We start from the raw sequence: 19,439 nt of genomic DNA, 5'->3' as shown, positions 1-19,439 counted from the left end.
TCGAAGACATCAGCCTGCTGATGAGCTCCCACACGAATTGCTTGATTCATTGTCGAAGACGATCAAGACCCTATATAGGTCTGTAGCTCAGTTGGTTAGAGCGCACCCCTGATAAGGGTGAGGTCGGCAGTTCAAATCTGCCCAGACCTACCAATATGCGGGGCCATAGCTCAGCTGGGAGAGCGCCTGCCTTGCACGCAGGAGGTCAGCGGTTCGATCCCGCTTGGCTCCACCACTTTCTGCTGTACCTTGATCAAACTCAGAAATGAGCATTCGCATCGAATGTTGATTTCTGGCTTTTGTCAGATCGTTCTTTAAAAATTCGGATATGTGATAGAAATAGACTGAATGCCAGTTTCACTGCTGGTAGTTCAGGCTAAGGTAAAATTTGTGAGTTCTCACGAATTTTCGGCGAATGTCGTCTTCACAGTATAACCAGATTGCTTGGGGTTATATGGTCAAGTGAAGAAGCGCATACGGTGGATGCCTTGGCAGTCAGAGGCGATGAAAGACGTGGTAGCCTGCGATAAGCTTTGGGGAGTCGGCAAACAGACTGTGATCCAGAGATCTCTGAATGGGGGAACCCACTCAGCATAAGCTGAGTATCTTGTACTGAATACATAGGTGCAAGAGGCGAACCAGGGGAACTGAAACATCTAAGTACCCTGAGGAAAAGAAATCAACCGAGATTCCCTTAGTAGTGGCGAGCGAACGGGGACCAGCCCTTAAGTTGATTTGAGATTAGTGGAACGCTCTGGAAAGTGCGGCCATAGTGGGTGATAGCCCCGTACACGAAAGTCTCTTTTCAATGAAATCGAGTAGGACGGAGCACGAGAAACTTTGTCTGAACATGGGGGGACCATCCTCCAAGGCTAAATACTACTGACTGACCGATAGTGAACCAGTACCGTGAGGGAAAGGCGAAAAGAACCCCGGAGAGGGGAGTGAAATAGAACCTGAAACCGTATGCGTACAAGCAGTGGGAGCCTACTTTGTTAGGTGACTGCGTACCTTTTGTATAATGGGTCAGCGACTTATATTCAGTGGCGAGCTTAACCGAATAGGGGAGGCGTAGCGAAAGCGAGTCTTAATAGGGCGCTTTAGTCGCTGGGTATAGACCCGAAACCGGGCGATCTATCCATGGGCAGGTTGAAGGTTAGGTAACACTGACTGGAGGACCGAACCGACTACCGTTGAAAAGTTAGCGGATGACCTGTGGATCGGAGTGAAAGGCTAATCAAGCTCGGAGATAGCTGGTTCTCCTCGAAAGCTATTTAGGTAGCGCCTCATGTATCACTGCTGGGGGTAGAGCACTGTTTCGGCTAGGGGGTCATCCCGACTTACCAAACCGATGCAAACTCCGAATACCAGCAAGTGCCGAGCATGGGAGACACACGGCGGGTGCTAACGTCCGTCGTGAAAAGGGAAACAACCCAGACCGTCAGCTAAGGTCCCAAAGTCATGGTTAAGTGGGAAACGATGTGGGAAGGCTTAGACAGCTAGGAGGTTGGCTTAGAAGCAGCCACCCTTTAAAGAAAGCGTAATAGCTCACTAGTCGAGTCGGCCTGCGCGGAAGATGTAACGGGGCTCAAACCATGCACCGAAGCTACGGGTATCACCTTTGGTGATGCGGTAGAGGAGCGTTCTGTAAGCCTGTGAAGGTGAGTTGAGAAGCTTGCTGGAGGTATCAGAAGTGCGAATGCTGACATGAGTAACGACAATGCGAGTGAAAAACTCGCACGCCGAAAGACCAAGGTTTCCTGCGCAACGTTAATCGACGCAGGGTTAGTCGGTCCCTAAGGCGAGGCTGAAAAGCGTAGTCGATGGAAAACAGGTTAATATTCCTGTACTTCCAGTTATTGCGATGGAGGGACGGAGAAGGTTAGGCCAGCCTGGCGTTGGTTGTCCAGGTTTAAGGTGGTAGGCTGAAATCTTAGGCAAATCCGGGATTTCAAGGCCGAGAGCTGATGACGAGCGCTCTTTAGAGTGCGAAGTGGTTGATACCATGCTTCCAAGAAAAGCTCCTAAGCTTCAGATAACTGGGAACCGTACCCCAAACCGACACAGGTGGTTAGGTAGAGAATACCAAGGCGCTTGAGAGAACTCGGGTGAAGGAACTAGGCAAAATGGCACCGTAACTTCGGGAGAAGGTGCGCCGGCGAGGGTGAAGGACTTGCTCCGTAAGCCCATGCCGGTCGAAGATACCAGGCCGCTGCGACTGTTTATTAAAAACACAGCACTCTGCAAACACGAAAGTGGACGTATAGGGTGTGACGCCTGCCCGGTGCCGGAAGGTTAATTGATGGGGTTAGCGCAAGCGAAGCTCTTGATCGAAGCCCCGGTAAACGGCGGCCGTAACTATAACGGTCCTAAGGTAGCGAAATTCCTTGTCGGGTAAGTTCCGACCTGCACGAATGGCGTAACGATGGCGGCGCTGTCTCCACCCGAGACTCAGTGAAATTGAAATCGCTGTGAAGATGCAGTGTATCCGCGGCTAGACGGAAAGACCCCGTGAACCTTTACTATAGCTTTGCACTGGACTTTGAGCTTGCTTGTGTAGGATAGGTGGGAGGCTTTGAAGTGGGGACGCCAGTTCTCATGGAGCCATCCTTGAAATACCACCCTGGCAACCTTGAGGTTCTAACTCAGGTCCGTGATCCGGATCGAGGACAGTGTATGGTGGGTAGTTTGACTGGGGCGGTCTCCTCCCAAAGAGTAACGGAGGAGTACGAAGGTGCGCTCAGACCGGTCGGAAATCGGTCGTAGAGTATAAAGGCAAAAGCGCGCTTGACTGCGAGACACACACGTCGAGCAGGTACGAAAGTAGGTCTTAGTGATCCGGTGGTTCTGTATGGAAGGGCCATCGCTCAACGGATAAAAGGTACTCCGGGGATAACAGGCTGATACCGCCCAAGAGTTCATATCGACGGCGGTGTTTGGCACCTCGATGTCGGCTCATCACATCCTGGGGCTGAAGCCGGTCCCAAGGGTATGGCTGTTCGCCATTTAAAGTGGTACGCGAGCTGGGTTTAGAACGTCGTGAGACAGTTCGGTCCCTATCTGCCGTGGACGTTTGAGATTTGAGAGGGGCTGCTCCTAGTACGAGAGGACCGGAGTGGACGAACCTCTGGTGTTCCGGTTGTCACGCCAGTGGCATTGCCGGGTAGCTATGTTCGGAAGAGATAACCGCTGAAAGCATCTAAGCGGGAAACTTGCCTCAAGATGAGATCTCACTGGGATCTTGAATCCCCTGAAGGGCCGTCGAAGACTACGACGTTGATAGGTTGGGTGTGTAAGCGCTGTGAGGCGTTGAGCTAACCAATACTAATTGCCCGTGAGGCTTGACCATATAACACCCAAGCAATCTGCTGTGCAGATTGTGGTGGTGAAGACGACACGAACCGAAAGTTCGAAGCGACTCACAAAGATCACATATCCGAATTGGCTGGCGTGTCTGCAAAGACGCACTGGCAACCGAATTTCTTGACGACCATAGAGCATTGGAACCACCTGATCCCATCCCGAACTCAGCAGTGAAACGATGCATCGCCGATGGTAGTGTGGGGTTTCCCCATGTGAGAGTAGGTCATCGTCAAGATTCATTTCGCAAAACCCCTATCTGCGTGAGCAGGTAGGGGTTTTGTCTTTCTGGCTGTCCAATACAGCGACTGAAAAGCCGATCTGGATCGCATCAGCCCCGCGCCAATTCGGCCAGGTGCGCCGTCGCTTCTTCGCTCTTGAGCACCAGTACATCCCCCTCAAGCGAATCAAGCACCACCTCGGCGGTATTGCCGATCAAGGCGCCAGATATCCCCGTGCGCGCCACGGTGCCGACGATGGTGACCACCGCATCGATCTGTTTCTCGGCATAGGGAATCAGTACATCGGCCGGCCCTTCGGCGACATGCAGGCGTTCTTCGCTGATATCGAACTCCGCCTGGAATGCCGAGCACGCTTCGCGGTAGCGTTTTTCGATGGTTTCGCTGAGCTGATACACAGGGTCTGACGCCGAGAGCATCGGCGAGGGATGAGCGCTGATGACGTGCAACTCGCCTTTGGCCAGGCTGGCGATCGCATAGCCATGGTCGATGATGCTGGCATGTAGTCGCCGATGATCCCCGTCCTGATTCCCCACATCCACCGCCGCGAGGATCTTGCCGCCGGTCCAGGGCCGTTCGCTTTTGACCATCAGCACGGCGCAGGGGCATTGGCGCAAGAGTTTCCAGTCGCTGGGTGTAAGCAGTGCCTTGCGCAGCGGATTGTCCGGACGATGCTCCTTGATCACCAGTTCGCACCCTTCGGCTTGCTGCACACTGACAATCGACTCGTGCAGCGTGTCATGCCAGGCCTGCTCATGGGTAACATTGTCGTAGCCATCATCATGCAGCTGGCTACTGAGCAGGCTGAGCAAGGCGCTGTGGTCCTGCTTCTTGTCGCACATCAGCAGATGCAGGCGTGCGCCGGTTACCCCGGCGATCAGCTTGGCCCGAGTCAAAGCCCGGCTGTGGGCGTGCTCGGGGTCGAGTACGACAAGGATGCTGCGAACGGCTTGCATGGGCATGACTCCCTTGGGATATGAAGACCAATGCCTGACTATAGTCGGCGGTCTGTGTCGCGCCGTTTGACGTGTATCAAGCATAGTCGCTGGCGATCAGCATCGCCCTCGGTATAATCCGCGCTCCTGTGATGTCACCCAGCTGTGAGCCTATGTCCCTGACCCCTGAAATCGACGCCTTCCTTGGCTGCCCTACGCCTGACGCCTGGATCGAAGCGGCGCTCGCCGACCAGGAAACCCTGCTGATCGACCACAAGAACTGCGAGTTCAAGGCCGCCAGCACTGCGCTCAGCCTGATCGCCAAGTACAACACCCATCTGGACTTGATCAACATGATGTCGCGCCTGGCCCGTGAGGAGCTGGTGCACCACGAACAGGTACTGCGCCTGATGAAACGTCGCGGCGTTCCCCTGCGACCTGTTTCGGCAGGACGTTATGCCTCGGGCCTGCGCCGCGTTGTGCGTGCCCACGAGCCGGTCAAGCTGGTCGATACCCTGGTAGTCGGTGCTTTTATCGAAGCGCGCAGCTGTGAGCGTTTCGCGGCGCTGGTGCCGCACCTGGATGAGGAGCTTGGCACCTTCTACCACGGCCTGCTCAAGAGTGAGGCACGTCATTACCAGGGCTACCTGAAACTGGCGCACCACTATGGTGAAGAAACGGATATCGCGCGGGTGGTGGAGAAGGTGAGGGCAGTGGAGGCTGAGCTGATCAGCTCGCCGGACATGGAGATGCGCTTTCACAGCGGCATCCCGATGGCCCAGCCTGCCTGAGGGCGGCCGGGCCTGTGGAGGTGGGTCAGCTCACTGGCGACGGCCGAGCAGCAAGCCGACCACCAACCCGAATCCTGCGGAGATCGCGACGGTCTGCCACGGGTGGCCACCAATATATTTCTGCGTGGCATCTACCACCGGCTGTGCCTTCTGCCCCAGACGACTGGTGGCCTGGCGAGCCTGGCGCAGCTTCAGGCCGAGCTGGGCGCGCAAGGTATCGGCTTCTTCGCCCACCAGTGAAGCGCTATCGTCGAGGAGCTTTTCGGACTCCTCGATCAAGGCCTGCAGCTCGCTGAACACCTGGTCCTTGATCTGATCGCTATCGGCTGTTGCGGTGGATTTCCTGGCCATGAACACGTCCTCGTAGGTGGATTGACTTGTACAGTGGATAACGGCGTGCGTCGAAAGTTGCAACGGCATACCGGCGGCTCGCCGCTACAGTGTAAGATAGCGCTCATTTTCAAGCGGCAGGAAAGACCATGAGTTTCAATCTGGCCAACAGAGACTTCGCCGAACGTGCACAGATCGAGGCGGAAAAATCACGACTGTTCCAGTTTTGGCAGAACAATCTCGGCAAGGCCAAGGGCGAGGCGGCCCGCATGATCGCCGAGAAGCCTCGACGCAAGGGCAAGTGGGCCGAATGGGTCCGTGCCGAGCTGGAGGGTATGTCGCCTCCGGAGTTCGCCGACATGGTGCGCAGCGAAGTCAACAGGATGATGGCGGCGGCCAGCGCCAACCGTTGATCCTCACCAGCCAGCACGCCCAGGCTGCGGTAAATCGAGCTTGCCTTTATCGGTGAAACGCACCGTGCCCAGCGGCCCACCGGCCAGCTTCCCGCGCAACACATAGGGCAATCCTTGTAGCGACTGGGTCTGGCTCAGGCCGTACGCCTGACGCAGGAACGAAAACGCGGTGATACTCACCGGGACCACGATCACCGCCTCGTCATATCGGCCGATATGCCCACGCTGGTCACTGACACCTGCTGCCAGCGGTTGATCGTTCACCTCCAGGTTCAGTGCAATACCGTTGAAGTCCACCGGCGTCTCGTTGGGGTTCTGCACGCGTATCTTCACGGCCATGCGCAACTCCAGGTCCTGTCCGGGCAGGGGCTCGATGCCTATGACATTGATGTTCAGCGGATCGCGGTTGTGCAGCAGCGCACAGGCATTGAGCGCCAGGGCCAGCAGCAGGGCCAGGCAAAGTCGGGCGGTGTTGCGCAAGCAGATGGTCATCGCAAGGGCCTTGGCTGGAGACGGCCTTTGAGTGTGGCAAATACGTCCCATCGTTGAAACCCTCGCTATCGGCCTGAAGGAAACATCGCGAATCAACTCCATTGGTTTTCATGCTTTTGTCGCGAACCTGAAGCGCCTTAGGCTATCCAACGCTTGGGCGCGATTTTTCGTACCGGAGATGAAGGATGAAACCTACACTGCCTTTCCTGGCCATCAGCCTGCTGCTGTGCCTTCCCGCTCACGCGGCACCCGTGCAGATGCCCTTGCTTGCTGCCAGCGACCGCAATAACCCCTACAACAGCCCAATTCAGCGCGCCAACCCCAACAGCCGCCAAGGCAGTGTGCCAGCGACGCCGCCGGTGCGCGGCCCCTCGACCCAGCCCATTGTGCGGCCACCGACGCTGGACAACCGCGGCATCGGCAACGGTGACAACCTGCGCCGTCAACAACAGACCCCGAACCTGGAACCCACTCGGCCACCGCGCGACTCACAACGTGCGCCCTGAGCCTCTTGATTGGAAGGATCCCCGCATGACGCCACGTATCTGGATGACCACCCTGGTTGCTGCCGCACTGTTCCCGTTATTGGCACAGGCTGCCGACGACAAGCAGTTTGCGAGCGAAGAAGGGCAATTGACCGTCAGTACCGTCGCTGATGGTCTGGCCTACCCGTGGGCTCTGGCATTCCTGCCGGGGGGCAAGGATATGCTGGTCACCGAGCGCACGGGTAACCTGCGCATCGTTGGTGCCGAAGGCAAGGTCGGGCCGCCGCTGTCAGGGGTGCCCAAGGTCTGGGCGCAAGGGCAGGGCGGCCTGCTGGACGTGGTGCTTTCGCCGGAGTTCGCCAAGGATCGCACGGTCTATCTGTCGTATGCCGAGGAAGGCGCGGACGGCAAGGCGGGGACGGCGGTCGGACGTGGCCAGCTGTCGCAGGATCGCGCGCGTCTGGAAAATTTCACCGTGATCTTCCGCCAGCAACCCAAGCTGTCCGAGGGTAACCACTTTGGCTCGCGCCTGGTGTTCGACCGCGAGGGCTATCTGTTCATTGCCTTGGGCGAGAACAATCAGCGCCCCACCGCCCAGGATCTGGACAAGTTACAGGGCAAGCTGGTCCGCATCCTGCCCGATGGCGAGGTGCCCAAGGACAATCCCTTCGTCGGCCAGAAGAATGTGCGCCCGGAAATCTGGTCGTACGGGCACCGCAACCAGCAGGGCGCGGCGCTCAACCCCTGGACAGGCAAGCTCTGGACCCACGAGCACGGCCCGCGCGGCGGCGATGAGATCAACATCCCCGAGGCAGGCAAGAACTACGGTTGGCCGATCGCGACCCATGGCATCAACTACTCGCTGCTGCCGATCCCCGAAGCTAAGGGCAAGCATGTAGAGGGTATGGAAGATCCGCACCATGTGTGGGAGAAGTCCCCAGGCATCAGTGGCATGGCCTTCTACGACAGCCCGACCTTCAAGGCCTGGGATCACAACCTGTTCATCGGTGCGTTGGCCACTCAGGAGCTGATTCGCCTGCAACTCGATGGTGACAAGATCGTCCATGAAGAACGGTTGTTGGGGGAACTCAATGCGCGTATTCGCGATGTGCGGGTGGGGCCGGACGGCTACCTGTACGTGCTGACTGACGCCAAGGACGGGGCGCTGCTGAAGGTGGGCCTGCGCGAGGGTTGATGGCGGATCCGGGAAACCCCCATTACCATGGCGTTTTGCCTGCGATCCAACGCCATGACGCCCTACGCCCTTTATCAGCAAGCCATCGAGCAGCAAGGCTTTGCCGCCGACCCTGCGCAGGCCGAGGCCGTTGCCGCCCTGCAGCAGTGCTTCGAGGCGCTGGAGCAGGGGCGCGGCGGCCAGGGCGTCTATCTATGGGGGCCGGTCGGGCGCGGCAAGACCTGGTTGATGGATCAGTTCCAGCAGTGCCTTGCGGTTCCTTCCCGGCGACAGCATTTTCATCACTTCATGGCCTGGGTGCACCAACGCCTGTTTCTGCTGGCTGGCACCGCCGATCCACTGCACGCGTTGGCCCGGGAGCTGGCCAGGGATATTCGCGTACTGTGCTTCGATGAGCTGTTTGTCAGCGATATTGGCGACGCGATCATCCTCGGTCGCCTGTTTCAGGTGCTGTTCGACCAGGGCGTGGTCATCGTCGCTACGTCCAACCAGCCGCCCGATCAGCTGTACCTCGACGGGTTCAATCGTGAGCGCTTCTTGCCGGCCATCGCCGCGATCCAGCGGCACATGCAGGTCATCTCCGTGGCCGGCGAGCAGGACCACCGCCTGCACCCCGGCGAACAGCGTCAGCGTTACTGGATTGCCGAGGCGGGCAAGCCCAGCGCATTGGCCGAGGTATTCCGGCAACTGAGCGCGGATGACCCCGGCACCGACCAGCCGTTGCAGGTCGGTTCGCGGCAGATCCAAGTGATTCGCCGCAGCGAGCAGGTGATCTGGTGCCACTTCGCCGACCTGTGCGAGCAACCGCTGGCGGCGACTGAGTTCATGGCCCTGTGCGACCGCTATACGGCCATCCTGCTGGAGGGGCTGCCTGCACTGGGCGGGGTGCAACGTGCCGGGCGCATCGCCCGCGGAACCGAGGACGGCGCCCAGCGTGTAGTGGCCGGCGATCGCCAGCTACCGGCGCTGTCGCCCCGCGATGACAGTGTGCGGCGCTTCATCGCGTTGGTCGACGAATGCTACGACCGTCGGGTCGCCTTGTACCTGGAAGCCGAGGTCGCGCTCGAAGCGCTCTACACTCAAGGGTATCTGGCGTTCCCGTTCAGGCGGACCCTGAGCCGGCTGCGGGAGATGCAACTGCAACGCTTCGCCTGAAGGAGCCGACCATGGAGCTGCTGTCGCACCATCTGCTGACCCAGGCCTACAACAACGGCTGGGCCAACCATCGCCTGTACAAGGCATGCCTGCAACTGACCCACGACGAGTTCGTCGCCCCCCGTTGCAGCTTCTTTCCTTCGATCAAGGCCACGCTCAATCACCTGCTGACGGTGGACTGGTTCTACCTCAATGCCCTGGAGTGCGAGCAGCGCGGCGAAGCCCCCGAGGCCGATGGCGAGCGCTTCTTCGAGCCTGAGCAGCCGTTTGCCACCTGTACCGACCTGCATGCCCAGCAGGCCCAGGCCGACCAGCGCCTGATCGCGTATTGCCGGCTGTTGCGTGACGACCAGTTGCGGCGCTATGTGAGTATCGTGCGGGCTGACCGGGTCCAGCGCGAGCAGCGCCTGCGCCTGCTCTCGCACCTGTTCGAACACCAGATCCATCACCGCGGGCAGGTGCATGCGATGCTCAGCGACACCTCGGTGCGCCCGCCGCAGCTGGACGAATTCTTCTGCGAGGAGGAAGCGCCCCTGCGCGCGGATGATTTTGCCGAACTGGGGTGGAGCGAAGGGCAGGTCTGGAGGGCGTGACAGCTTCGTTCACAGAGTCTGTTCAGGAGCGGCCTTGTGGCCGTAAAAGACCGCTCCCAGCCTGCAGCAAGGCGAGTGCTACTGCTGCAACCAGTTGATCAAGGCTTTGTGGAACGCCTCAGGTTCCTCGATCTGCGGGGCATGCCCCATGCCTTCGAAGGTGACCAGTTGCCCTTGGGGGATCAGCTTGGTCACCTGCGGTCCGAGCACTGCGTATTTGCCCAGGCGTGCCTTGACCTCTGGCGGGGCGATGTCGCTGCCGATGGCGGTGGTGTCTTTGTCGCCGATCAGCAACAGCGTCGGCATCTTCAGGTCCTTGAACTCGTAGACCACCGGCTGGGTGAAGATCATGTCGTAGATCAGCGCCGAGTTCCACGCCACCGCTTCGTGCCCAGGCCCTTTGTTCAGGCCTACCAGCATCTGCACCCAGCGCTCGTATTCCGGCTTCCAGCGCCCGGCGTAGTAGGTGTTGCGCTCGTAGTTGCGCACCCCTTCGGCATCGAGCTTGAGTTCACGCTGATACCATTGATCGACACTGCGATAGGGCACGCCCAGGGCTTTCCAGTCCTCCAGGCCGATCGGATTGACCATGGCCAGGCGCTCCACCTGCTGTGGGTACATCAGCGCATAGCGGGTGGCGAGCATGCCACCGGTGGAGTGGCCCAGCACGCTGACCTTGTCGATGCCAAGCTGTTGGAGCAGTGCATGGGTGTTGTCGGCCAGTTGCTGGAAGCTGTATTGGTAATGCTCGGGCTTGCTCGAGGTGCAGAAGCCGACCTGGTCCGGGGCTATGACCCGGTAGCCGGCTTTGCTCAGGGCCTCGATGGTGGTTTCCCAGGTGGCGGCGCAGAAGTTCTTGCCATGCATCAGCACCACGCTGCGACCATTGGCCTGGCCCTGCGCAGGGACGTCCATGTAGCCCATCTGCAGGGCCTGGCCCTGTGAGGTGAAGGCGAAGTGCTGGAGTGGGTGAGGGTAGGTGAAACCTTCGAGCTGTCTGCCATAGGTGGGCGACTCGGCGGCGATGGCCGAGCTGCCGACGAGGCAGGCCAGGGCCAGGGCGGTTGCGCGCAGCATCGGGGTACTCCGTGTAGGTTCAAGTAGGAAAAGGCGACTGTAGCAGTCAGTTGACCTTCGGAACCGTGAAAGGTGTTACCCGCTGTGAAACCAGCCCAGGGTGATCATCGCGACCACCAGGTAGCGCCCGGCCTTGGCCAGGGTGACCAGCAACAGGAAGCGCCAGAACGGCTCGCGCATGATCCCGGCGATCAGGGTCAAGGGATCACCGATCACGGGCATCCAGCTCAACAGCAGCGACCACTGGCCCCAGCGCTGGTAGCGCCGTTGTGCACTTTGCAGCTGACTGGCGCTGAACGGAAACCAGCGTTTGTCACGAAAGCGCTCGATCGCTCGGCCCAGCAGCCAGTTGACCAGCGAACCGAGCACGTTGCCCAGGGTCGCAATCAGCAACAGCACAAGCCAGGCGTTGGGGTCGCGCAGGAGCAAACCGACCAGCACCGCCTCGGACTGCAGCGGCAGCAGGGTGGCTGCGCCAAAGGCGCTGAGAAACAGCGCCCAGAGACTGAGCATCAGTATTCGGCGACCACAGTGTCCTGGCCGTCCCGGGTCAGGCCGATGACCTGATAGGCATCCTTGTGGTCGCCCATTTCCATGCCGGGCGAGCCCATGGGCATACCCGGCACGGCCAGCCCCTTGAGATCGCTGCGTTTGGCCAGCAGGCGCACCTGTTCGGCGGGCACATGCCCTTCGACGAACTTGCCGTCGATCACGCCGGTATGGCAAGACGCCAGACGTGGTGCGACGCCCAGGCGCTGCTTGACCGCGCTCATGTTCGGCTCGACATGGTCGTTGACCGTGAAACCGTTGTCGCGCAGATGGCTGATCCACTGTTTGCAGCAGCCGCAGTTGGGGTCGCGGTAGACATCGATGACCTCGGCGGCCTGGGCCAGGCCACTGATGGCCAGCAGTCCAAAGGCCATCAGGTGTTTGCGTAGCATGGTCGAACTCCTTCAAAAACGCAGGCGCACACCTGCGACCAGACGGGTCTGCGCGGGGTCGTCGCCGTCTTCACGGGCCTGGTCGGCGCGGGTGCCGTGCAAGCGGTTGAAACTGACGCCGACATAGGGCGCGAAGCTGCGGGTGATTTCATAGCGCAGGCGCAGGCCTGCTTCGCTTTCGGCCAGCCCCGAACCTTGCTCGCGCCCGGCATCGTTACGGCCGAAGAAGTTGGCTTCGAGGGTCGGTTCGAGGATCCAGCGATTGGTCAGCAGCATAGCGTAACTGGCCTCCAGGCGCAGCGCGGTCTGCTGTCGCTCACCGGCATAGGCGGTGGCCTCGAGCTCCAGCCCATACAGCGGCGTCCCTTGGATGCCGAACGCTGCCCAGGTCTGGCCGCTGGCAGGCTTGAAGTCCTGGCGTATACCGCCGACCAGCTCCCACCAGGGGCTGATGGCATGGCCCCAAAGCGCCTGCAGTTCGGCCTTGTGAGTGATGCCCTGTTCACGTTCACCTTCGCTGCGTAGCCACAGGCGATCGATGTCGCCGCCGATCCAGGCAGTGGCATTCCAGTTCAGCAGCCCGCTGTTGTCGAAGTGCTGGTATTCGAGTTGATCGACAATCACCGCCGCGTTCAGCGCATTGTCATGCACCTGGTGGCCCGGCAGAGGGGGAAAGGCTGCGCGGCGGTCGGCATCGGTGATGACGGGCAACGCCGTGGTGGGCTGGGTCGGGTTTTGCTGCGCGCGCACCTCTTCGCTGGCCAGCAGCACCAGCAGGGTCACACTGGCCAGGAGCCAGCGGTTGTTGAGCTCATTCATCGACCCGTACCTCGCGGAACATGCCGGTCTCCATGTGGTAGAGCAAGTGGCAGTGGTAGGCCCAGCGGCCCAGGGCGTCGGCACTGACCCGATAGCTGCGCCGGGTTCCGGGCGGGATATCGAGGGTGTGCTTGCGCACCATGAAGTTGCCCTGTTCATCCTCCAGGTCGCTCCACATGCCATGCAGGTGAATGGGGTGGGCCATCATGGTGTCGTTGACCAGTGTGATGCGCACCCGCTCGCCATAGGTAAGGCGCAGTGGTTGGGCGTCGCTGAACTTCACGCCGTCGAATGACCAGGCAAAGCGCTCCATGTGGCCGGTCAGGTGCAGTTCGATGTCGCGTGAGGGTGGGCGGCCGTCGGGGTCTTCGAAGCGGCTGCGCAAATCGGCGTAGGTCAGCACCCGGCGGCCGTTGCTGCGCAGGACGATACCGGGATCACCCAGGTTCGGGCGCGGCGCCATGGTCTGCATATCGACCAGCGGGTTGCCGCTCTCGCTGGCCGGGTGGCGCTGCATGGCGACCATTGCCGCGTGATTCATGCCGGCCATGTTGGCGTGGTCCATGCCAGGCATGTCTGCCATTGCGGCGCCGCCCATGCCGCCGTGCCCCATGTCGTTCAAGGTCAGCCGGGGGCGTGGGTCCGTTGGCGGGATGGGCGCCTGCTGGCCATGAGCATGGGCCAGGGTGCCACGGGCAAAGCCGGTGCGGTCCATGCTCTGGGCGAACAGGGTGTAGGCTGGGGCATCGCCCGGCTCGACCAGTATGTCGAAGGTTTCGGCCACGGCGATGCGCAGTTCGTCTACCGTCACCGGCACCACAGGCAGGCCGTCTGCGGCGATCACCGTGAGTTTCAGGCCGGGGATGCGGAAGTCGAAGTAGGTCATGGCCGAGGCGTTGATCAGGCGCAGGCGTACCGTCTCGCCGGGGCGGAACAGGCAGGTGAAGTTGCCCTCCGGTGGCTGGCCGTTGAGCAGGTAGCTGTAGGTGGCCGCGCTGATGTCGGCAAGATCGGTGGGGCTCATGCGCATGTCGGCCCACATCAGGCGCTCGTCGACGGTCTTGCGCCAGCCGTCGCGCGCGACATCCTCGATGAAGTCACCCACAGTGAGCTTGTGGTAGTTGAAGGCGTCGGACTGCTTCTTGAGCGTCGCCAGCAGTGCTTCGGGGGCCTGGTCGCTCCAGTCGCTGAACAGCAGCACATGGTCGCGTTGGTAAGCGTGAGGCTCGGCCTCGCGGGGTTCGATGACGATCGCCCCATAGACCCCCGCCTGCTCTTGCAGCCCGGAATGGCTGTGGTACCAGTAGGTGCCACTCTGGCGCAGGGTGAAGTGGTAGAGGTAGTCGCCGCCAGGCTCGATGCCGGCGAAGCTCAGGCCGGGAACACCGTCCATGTTGGCGGGCAGGATGATGCCGTGCCAGTGGATCGAGGTGGGTTCGGTCAGACGGTTGCGCACGCGCAGGGTCACGCTGTCACCTTCGCGCCAGCGCAACTGCGGGCCGGGCAGGCTGCCGTTGACGGTGAGGGCCGTGCGCGGGCGGCCGGTGATGTTGACGGGAGTCTGGCCAACGTACAGTTCGAAGTCCTGGCCCTGCAGCGGTTGGCCTGGGCGATGGCCTTCGGCGGCGCTGGCCAGTGGGCGCCAGAGACCCAGGCCGGCCACCGCGGTGGCGGCGCCGAGGCCTTTGACGAAGGTACGACGGGAGGGGCTGTGGGGCATGAATGGGCCTCAGGCAGGGCATGGGTAGAGGCCTTGTCGCGATCGGGCGCGCCTTTCGAAGCCGCGGGCTTGCCTGCGAACGGGCCATGGAATAGCCCGATGATCCACCGCCATCCCTGTCAGCCAGCTGAGGCTGTCATTACAGCGCTGTCAGCTTAGGGCCTGCTGCGCAGGCAGGTCACGCATCAGCAACCCGAACTCGAGCGATACCTGTTCGGGAATCGGCAGGTACACCAGGTGCCCGTCGCCTGGCGCCACCTCGATGGCCTGGCCTTGGCGATCACCCAGCCGGTCGAGTTCGAAGTGGTAGTTGCCGCGAGGGGTCATCAGTTCGAGGGTGTCACCCAGTGCGAAGCGGTTCTTCACCTTCACCTCGGCCAGCCCGTCGATACGCAGCCCCGTCAGTTCGCCAACGAACTGTTGGCGCTCCGAGACCGAGTTGCCGCGCTGGTAGTTCTGGTACTCGTCGTGCACATGGCGGCGCAGGAAACCTTCGGTGTAGCCGCGCTGGGCCAGGGACTCGAGGTTGTCCATTAGGCTGCGGTCGAAGGGCCGACCGGCGACGGCGTCGTCGATCGCCTGGCGGTAGGACTGCACGGCTCGGGCGCAGTAGAAGTGCGACTTGGTACGCCCCTCGATCTTCAGCGAGTGCACGCCCATCCGAGTCAGGCGCTCGACGTGCTGTACGGCGCGCAGGTCCTTGGCGTTCATGATGTAGGTGCCGTGTTCGTCCTCGAATGCGGGCATCTCTTCACCGGGTCGATTGCCCTCCTGCAGCAGGAACACCTGGTCGGTTGGGGCGCCAATGCCCAAGTTCGGTTCGCACTCGCGCACGATCTCGCCGGTGGCGTTTTCCCCTGCCGGGGTCGCCTGGTACTTCCAGCGACAGGCGTTGGTGCAGCTACCCTGGTTGGCGTCGCGCTTGTTCAGGTAGCCCGACAACAGGCAGCGCCCGGAGTAGGCCATGCACAGTGCGCCGTGGACGAAGACCTCCAGCTCCATGTCAGGCACCTGTTGGCGGATTTCCTCGATTTCTTCCAGCGACAGCTCGCGCGACAGAATCACCCGGCTCAGGCCCAGTTGCTGCCAGAACTGCACGCTGGCCCAGTTCACGGTGTTGGCCTGCACCGACAGGTGCACGGGCATCTGCGGGAAATGCTGGCGCACCAGCATGATCAGCCCCGGATCGGACATGATCAACGCATCGGGCGCCATCTCGATCACGGGCGCCAGGTCCTTGAGGAAGGTCTTGAGCTTGGCATTGTGCGGCGCGATGTTGACCACCACGTAGAAGCGCTTGCCCAGGGCGTGTGCTTCCTGGATGCCCTGTGCCAGGTTGGCGTGGTCGAATTCGTTGTTGCGCACCCGCAGGCTGTAGCGTGGCTGGCCGGCGTAGACCGCATCGGCGCCATAGGCGAAGGCGTAGCGCAGGGTCTTCAGGGAGCCGGCAGGGGCCAGCAGTTCGGGCTTGGCGAGAAGGTTCATGGGTGCACCAGGGCAAAAGGTGCGGATGCTAAGGCGCGGCTGGCGAAGCAGTGTTGATCTGGGTCAAACGGCGTTGATGGCACTTTTGCCGCTTCGCTACGCACTAACGTCCAGGACAATCGAGGAATGCCCATGAATCAAACCGCTCTCCAGAACAGAGCCCTGGCCGTATTGCTGGCGCTGGTCACCGTCGCCTTCGTCTGGATCCTGTTGCCTTACTACGGCGCCATCTTCTGGGCCGTGATCCTCGGCATCCTGTTCGCGCCGTTGCAACGCAACCTTCTGCTGCGTTTCAACCGGCGGCGCAACCTGGCAGCCGGGGCCACCTTGGCCACCTGCCTGATGATTGCGATCCTGCCGGTGATCATCATCAGTGCCCTGCTGGTGCAGGAGGGCGCCACCCTGTACCAGCGCATTGAAAGCGGCCAGCTGGATATCGCCGGCTACATCGAGCGCGGCAAGGACATGCTGCCGCACTTCGTCCAGAACGGTCTGGACCGCATGGGCATGGGCAACCTCGATGGCCTGCGCGACAAGATCACCAAGTGGGCGACACAGGGCAGTCAGTTTCTGGCCGGGCAGGCATTCAGCTTCGGCCAGGGCACCTTCGACTTCCTGGTGAGTTTCGGCATCATGCTCTACCTGCTGTACTTCTTTTTGCGTGAGGGGCCGGAGCTGGCGCGCAAGGTGCGCCAGGCCGTGCCGCTACCCGAGCAGCAGAAGCGCCGCTTGCAGCTGAAGTTCAACCGGGTGGTGCGGGCCACGGTGAAGGGCAACCTGTTGGTGGCGATCACCCAGGGGGCTCTTGGTGGTTTGATTTTCTGGGTGCTGGATATTCCCAGTGCGCTGGTGTGGGCGGTGCTGATGGCGTTTTTGTCGCTGTTGCCTGCGGTGGGGGCCGGGATCGTCTGGGGGCCGGTCGCAGTGTATTTCCTGCTGACCGGCGCTATTTGGCAAGGCATCGTGCTGACGGCGTTCGGCGTGCTGGTGATCGGGCTGGTGGACAACCTGTTGCGCCCGATCCTGGTGGGCAAGGATACGCGCATGCCCGACTACCTGATCCTGGTGTCGACCCTGGGCGGTCTGGCGGTGTTCGGCCTCAACGGTTTCGTGATCGGGCCGCTGATCGCCGCGTTGTTCATCTCCAGCTGGACGATCTTCACCGAGAGCACGCCACAGGTGCAGTTGCCGTGAGGCTGTTCAGTCACGCTCCAGGATGAAGAACTGAAACAGCGCCTGGGTATCAGGGCAGGCGGCGATCGTACCGGTGACCTTCAGGCCCAGACGCTTGGCTTCGGGCTCGATGGCGACCAACACCGGGGTATGGCCGAAGACGATGATTACACCGGCTCGTCGCACACGTCGGCTCAATGCCTGGAAGAGGCGGGTGGCCTGCTGGCGGACCATGACCTCGGCATTCAGGAAGCGCAGGATCAGCACGTCGCAACTGTCGGCGGCGGCCGAATAAGTGGCGTCGGCAATATCGAACTTCAGGTTGGGCAGTCGCTGATGCATGCGGGCATGGGCGATCATGGCAGGGGATACGTCGCTGCCCAGGCACTGCGCGTCGGGCAGCCCTTGTGCGAGCGTTGCGATGAAGGTTCCGGTCGAGCAGGCGGGGTCGTGTATCACGGCGCCGGGAGCAAGGCGCTTTTGCAGTGTCGCCAGGCAGTGCTCGCGAAAATGCCGTTCCTGTGCGTCCAGGCGCCGGGCTAGCTGCGGGGTGTCATTCCAGAATGATGCAGGTGCTACTAGCTCTTGGCCCTGTTCGTCCACGACCGGAAAGGGGAAGTGGATGCTGGTGTCGTTGCTGCGCCGGGCCTGGGCGAACACCTGGTGTTTTTCGTCGGTGGACAGCGTCCGATAGTGCATCTGCAGGCGGTTGCCACACTGTCGGGTTCTGAGCAGCGGCCCCAGCAACATGGCCGGTGTCAGTCGGCTTCCCAACTGCCCCTGTTCATCCAGCAGCTTGCGCCCCAGGTATTCGAGGTTTTGCAGGCGGAGTATGAACAGGTTGTTCAGACCATGGCCAACAGGTTCTTCCAGCGTAGCGACCCCGCCTGGAGTATGGGCGCGCGAGGGCAGGTGCCGGGCCAGCCAGCGTTCGTGTCGGGCGTGTTCTGGTTGCATGGCGACCCCTCAAGGTTGCTGACTTCGGTGGGCGAGGCCCCTGGGCCCGGGGCAGACGACATTCCCGCTGCAGACGAGGTGGAAACGTTCGAGTCCGGGAACCACGACGTTCACCAGGCTGATGCCTTCGTGGCCTTGGAACAGCTGGCAGATACCGGCTTGCCTGCCATGGCGTTGAAGGTCTGCGTACAGATATCGCAGCTGTTGACGCACACTGCATCGAGGGCCTGGGTCAGGCAGCGCCACCGTGTGTCCTGCTTTTTCCAGCAGTACGTCGAGGTCGAACTGCAGGCACGATTGCAGGCGAGGAAAAGGCCGCAGCAGCCGTTCGGCCAGTTTCAGCTCATCCAGCGCACCGGGGGGGCGACTGTTGAGCTGTACCTGAACCAGTTCGGTGACCGCGCGGCGCACGGCATGCCAGGGGTCGAGCGAGGCGCCTGCGCCGAACAGCGCGCCATGCAGGCGTGATGCTTGCGACATGCGCAGTGCCAGATAGGTGCTGCTGGCAAACTCGCTGCTGATGTCCAGAACACCAATTGGCGCTTCCAGGCAGTCCTCGGCATGCTGCCAGATGCGTCCGAGCTCGGTGTGCGTGCCGGGTTTGCTTACCCAGCGCAAGGGGGAGGGTTGTCTGTAGTAGTAATGGCGCAGGAAGAACAGCGACAGCGCATCTCGTTCGATGCTCTGGTTCAACGCATGCAGTATGGCTTCCTGGAGGGTTGCGCCGATGGCTGACCCATCATTGCTGCTGTAGCGTCGGAGCCCACGAAGGTCGAAGGTTTCGCCGGCAGCCGGGTGATCGGCGTAATCCGGCCGCGTGAGGCACAATGGATAGTCGAACAGCCATTGGCCGTCCAGGTCGTGGTAAGCCTGGCACGCCAGTTTCTCGTGGGGCTGTGCCGCAAGCCAGGGTTGCAGCATGTCATCTTGCAGGGTAGGCATTCGGGCCAAGTCGCTGGCCTCGTTGAGGTGAGCATTACGGGTAAGGTGTTCATCGAGAAAGTGCTCCAGTGCCTCGAAGCGTGCGCCGACCCGAGCTTCTTGCTCCAGGCCTTTTCCGCAGCCTTGGCTGGTAGCCCCGGTCTGTGAGCTGAGGCCTATGCGGGCCGAGCCGACCCATGTGCCTTCCCAGTGCTCTTCAACGTTCAGCGCCAGTTGTGCGAGTTGTTCATCGATGCGTTGCCTTGCCGTTGCCAGGGGGAGTTCACGTTCAGCCACGTACGTCATATGCATGCTGACTCCTGGGAGCAAGGCGGCTTGAGGGCCGCCTTGCAGGCTG

The 19,439-nt window shown here is 61.1% G+C and carries 18 protein-coding genes, 2 tRNA genes and 2 rRNA genes; 11 read left to right on the top strand and 11 right to left on the bottom strand.

Features of this window, described 5'->3' with window-relative positions; translation table 11 throughout:
* Positions 1-76 precede the first annotated feature (76 nt).
* The 4 genes from ACK3BK_RS16475 to rrf all read left to right on the top strand — a co-directional run bounded on the left by ACK3BK_RS16475 (position 77) and on the right by rrf (position 3,598).
* Positions 77-153, top strand: a tRNA-Ile gene (locus ACK3BK_RS16475).
* Between the two features lie 6 nt (positions 154-159).
* Positions 160-235: transfer RNA gene (locus ACK3BK_RS16470), tRNA-Ala, on the top strand.
* Between the two features lie 221 nt (positions 236-456).
* Positions 457-3,349 (top strand): 23S ribosomal RNA (locus ACK3BK_RS16465).
* 133 nt (positions 3,350-3,482) lie between these two features.
* A 5S ribosomal RNA gene (gene rrf / locus ACK3BK_RS16460) occupies positions 3,483-3,598 on the top strand.
* 93 nt (positions 3,599-3,691) lie between these two features.
* Here rrf and ACK3BK_RS16455 read toward each other — a convergent pair.
* Positions 3,692-4,555, bottom strand: a complete 864-nt coding sequence (locus tag ACK3BK_RS16455) for a universal stress protein (RefSeq protein ID WP_411382905.1) — start codon at positions 4,553-4,555, stop codon at positions 3,692-3,694.
* Positions 4,556-4,707: 152 nt separating this feature from the next.
* Between ACK3BK_RS16455 and ACK3BK_RS16450 the strand changes: the two genes are divergently transcribed.
* Positions 4,708-5,325, top strand: coding sequence for a tRNA-(ms[2]io[6]A)-hydroxylase (locus tag ACK3BK_RS16450; RefSeq protein WP_411382904.1), 618 nt, complete (start codon positions 4,708-4,710; stop codon positions 5,323-5,325).
* 30 nt (positions 5,326-5,355) lie between these two features.
* Here ACK3BK_RS16450 and ACK3BK_RS16445 read toward each other — a convergent pair whose 3' ends face one another.
* Positions 5,356-5,676 (bottom strand): YqjD family protein, encoded by a 321-nt coding sequence (locus ACK3BK_RS16445; protein ID WP_411382903.1) that lies wholly within the window; start codon positions 5,674-5,676, stop codon positions 5,356-5,358.
* Positions 5,677-5,804: 128 nt separating this feature from the next.
* On the opposite strand from ACK3BK_RS16445, the gene ACK3BK_RS16440 reads away from it, so the two are divergent.
* Positions 5,805-6,068, top strand: a complete 264-nt coding sequence (locus ACK3BK_RS16440) for a hypothetical protein (RefSeq protein ID WP_186668813.1) — start codon at positions 5,805-5,807, stop codon at positions 6,066-6,068.
* 3 nt (positions 6,069-6,071) lie between these two features.
* Here ACK3BK_RS16440 and ACK3BK_RS16435 read toward each other — a convergent pair whose 3' ends face one another.
* The gene (locus tag ACK3BK_RS16435; protein WP_186668815.1) at positions 6,072-6,560 is read right to left on the bottom strand and encodes an LEA type 2 family protein; all 489 of its coding nucleotides are present in this window, start codon (positions 6,558-6,560) and stop codon (positions 6,072-6,074) included.
* A gap of 185 nt (positions 6,561-6,745) precedes the next feature.
* On the opposite strand from ACK3BK_RS16435, the gene ACK3BK_RS16430 reads away from it, so the two are divergent.
* From ACK3BK_RS16430 to ACK3BK_RS16415, 4 genes are read left to right on the top strand one after another with little or no spacing between them, the layout of a single operon-like run.
* Entirely contained in the window at positions 6,746-7,066 is a 321-nt protein-coding gene (locus ACK3BK_RS16430; RefSeq protein ID WP_151926147.1) for a hypothetical protein, read from the top strand.
* Between the two features lie 25 nt (positions 7,067-7,091).
* Complete coding sequence (locus tag ACK3BK_RS16425) at positions 7,092-8,240, top strand: PQQ-dependent sugar dehydrogenase (RefSeq protein WP_186668817.1); 1,149 nt, start codon at positions 7,092-7,094, stop codon at positions 8,238-8,240.
* 54 nt (positions 8,241-8,294) lie between these two features.
* The gene (gene zapE, locus ACK3BK_RS16420) at positions 8,295-9,395 is read left to right on the top strand and encodes a cell division protein ZapE (protein WP_186722406.1); all 1,101 of its coding nucleotides are present in this window, start codon (positions 8,295-8,297) and stop codon (positions 9,393-9,395) included.
* 11 nt (positions 9,396-9,406) lie between these two features.
* Positions 9,407-9,988, top strand: coding sequence for a DinB family protein (locus ACK3BK_RS16415; protein ID WP_186668821.1), 582 nt, complete (start codon positions 9,407-9,409; stop codon positions 9,986-9,988).
* Positions 9,989-10,066: 78 nt separating this feature from the next.
* Here ACK3BK_RS16415 and ACK3BK_RS16410 read toward each other — a convergent pair whose 3' ends face one another.
* The 6 genes from ACK3BK_RS16410 to yegQ all read right to left on the bottom strand — a co-directional run bounded on the left by ACK3BK_RS16410 (position 10,067) and on the right by yegQ (position 16,030).
* Positions 10,067-11,065, bottom strand: coding sequence for an alpha/beta fold hydrolase (locus ACK3BK_RS16410; RefSeq protein ID WP_411382902.1), 999 nt, complete (start codon positions 11,063-11,065; stop codon positions 10,067-10,069).
* A 75-nt stretch (positions 11,066-11,140) separates the two neighbouring features.
* Positions 11,141-11,578, bottom strand: coding sequence for a YqaA family protein (locus ACK3BK_RS16405; protein ID WP_411382901.1), 438 nt, complete (start codon positions 11,576-11,578; stop codon positions 11,141-11,143).
* Complete coding sequence (locus ACK3BK_RS16400) at positions 11,578-12,006, bottom strand: DUF411 domain-containing protein (RefSeq protein ID WP_288375260.1); 429 nt, start codon at positions 12,004-12,006, stop codon at positions 11,578-11,580. Before ACK3BK_RS16400 ends, ACK3BK_RS16405 begins: the two co-directional genes overlap by 1 nt.
* A 12-nt stretch (positions 12,007-12,018) precedes the next feature.
* Entirely contained in the window at positions 12,019-12,825 is an 807-nt protein-coding gene (locus tag ACK3BK_RS16395; protein ID WP_411382900.1) for a copper resistance protein B, read from the bottom strand.
* A complete protein-coding gene (locus tag ACK3BK_RS16390; protein ID WP_411382899.1) occupies positions 12,818-14,545 on the bottom strand; it encodes a copper resistance system multicopper oxidase in 1,728 nt (575 codons plus the stop codon). The genes ACK3BK_RS16395 and ACK3BK_RS16390 overlap by 8 nt, the downstream gene beginning before the upstream one ends.
* Positions 14,546-14,695: 150 nt before the next feature.
* Positions 14,696-16,030 (bottom strand): tRNA 5-hydroxyuridine modification protein YegQ, encoded by a 1,335-nt coding sequence (yegQ, locus tag ACK3BK_RS16385; protein ID WP_411382898.1) that lies wholly within the window; start codon positions 16,028-16,030, stop codon positions 14,696-14,698.
* Between the two features lie 132 nt (positions 16,031-16,162).
* On the opposite strand from yegQ, the gene ACK3BK_RS16380 reads away from it, so the two are divergent.
* On the top strand, positions 16,163-17,224 hold the full coding sequence (locus ACK3BK_RS16380) for an AI-2E family transporter (RefSeq protein ID WP_186709855.1): 1,062 nt from the start codon (positions 16,163-16,165) through the stop codon (positions 17,222-17,224).
* A 6-nt stretch (positions 17,225-17,230) separates the two neighbouring features.
* Here ACK3BK_RS16380 and ACK3BK_RS16375 read toward each other — a convergent pair whose 3' ends face one another.
* Together ACK3BK_RS16375 and ACK3BK_RS16370 are read right to left on the bottom strand one after the other, a co-directional pair.
* Positions 17,231-18,160 carry a class I SAM-dependent methyltransferase gene (locus ACK3BK_RS16375; RefSeq protein WP_411382897.1) on the bottom strand — a complete coding sequence of 310 codons (930 nt, stop codon included), beginning with the start codon at positions 18,158-18,160 and terminating at the stop codon, positions 17,231-17,233.
* Between the two features lie 9 nt (positions 18,161-18,169).
* Positions 18,170-19,393 (bottom strand): YcaO-like family protein, encoded by a 1,224-nt coding sequence (locus ACK3BK_RS16370; protein WP_186722415.1) that lies wholly within the window; start codon positions 19,391-19,393, stop codon positions 18,170-18,172.
* Between the last annotated feature and the right edge of the window lie 46 nt (positions 19,394-19,439).

It is taken from the genome of Pseudomonas sp. L7 (genome assembly GCF_046605565.1).
GTDB lineage: Bacteria > Pseudomonadota > Gammaproteobacteria > Pseudomonadales > Pseudomonadaceae > Aquipseudomonas > Aquipseudomonas wayambapalatensis.
This window is presented reverse-complemented; position numbering and strand designations above follow the sequence as displayed.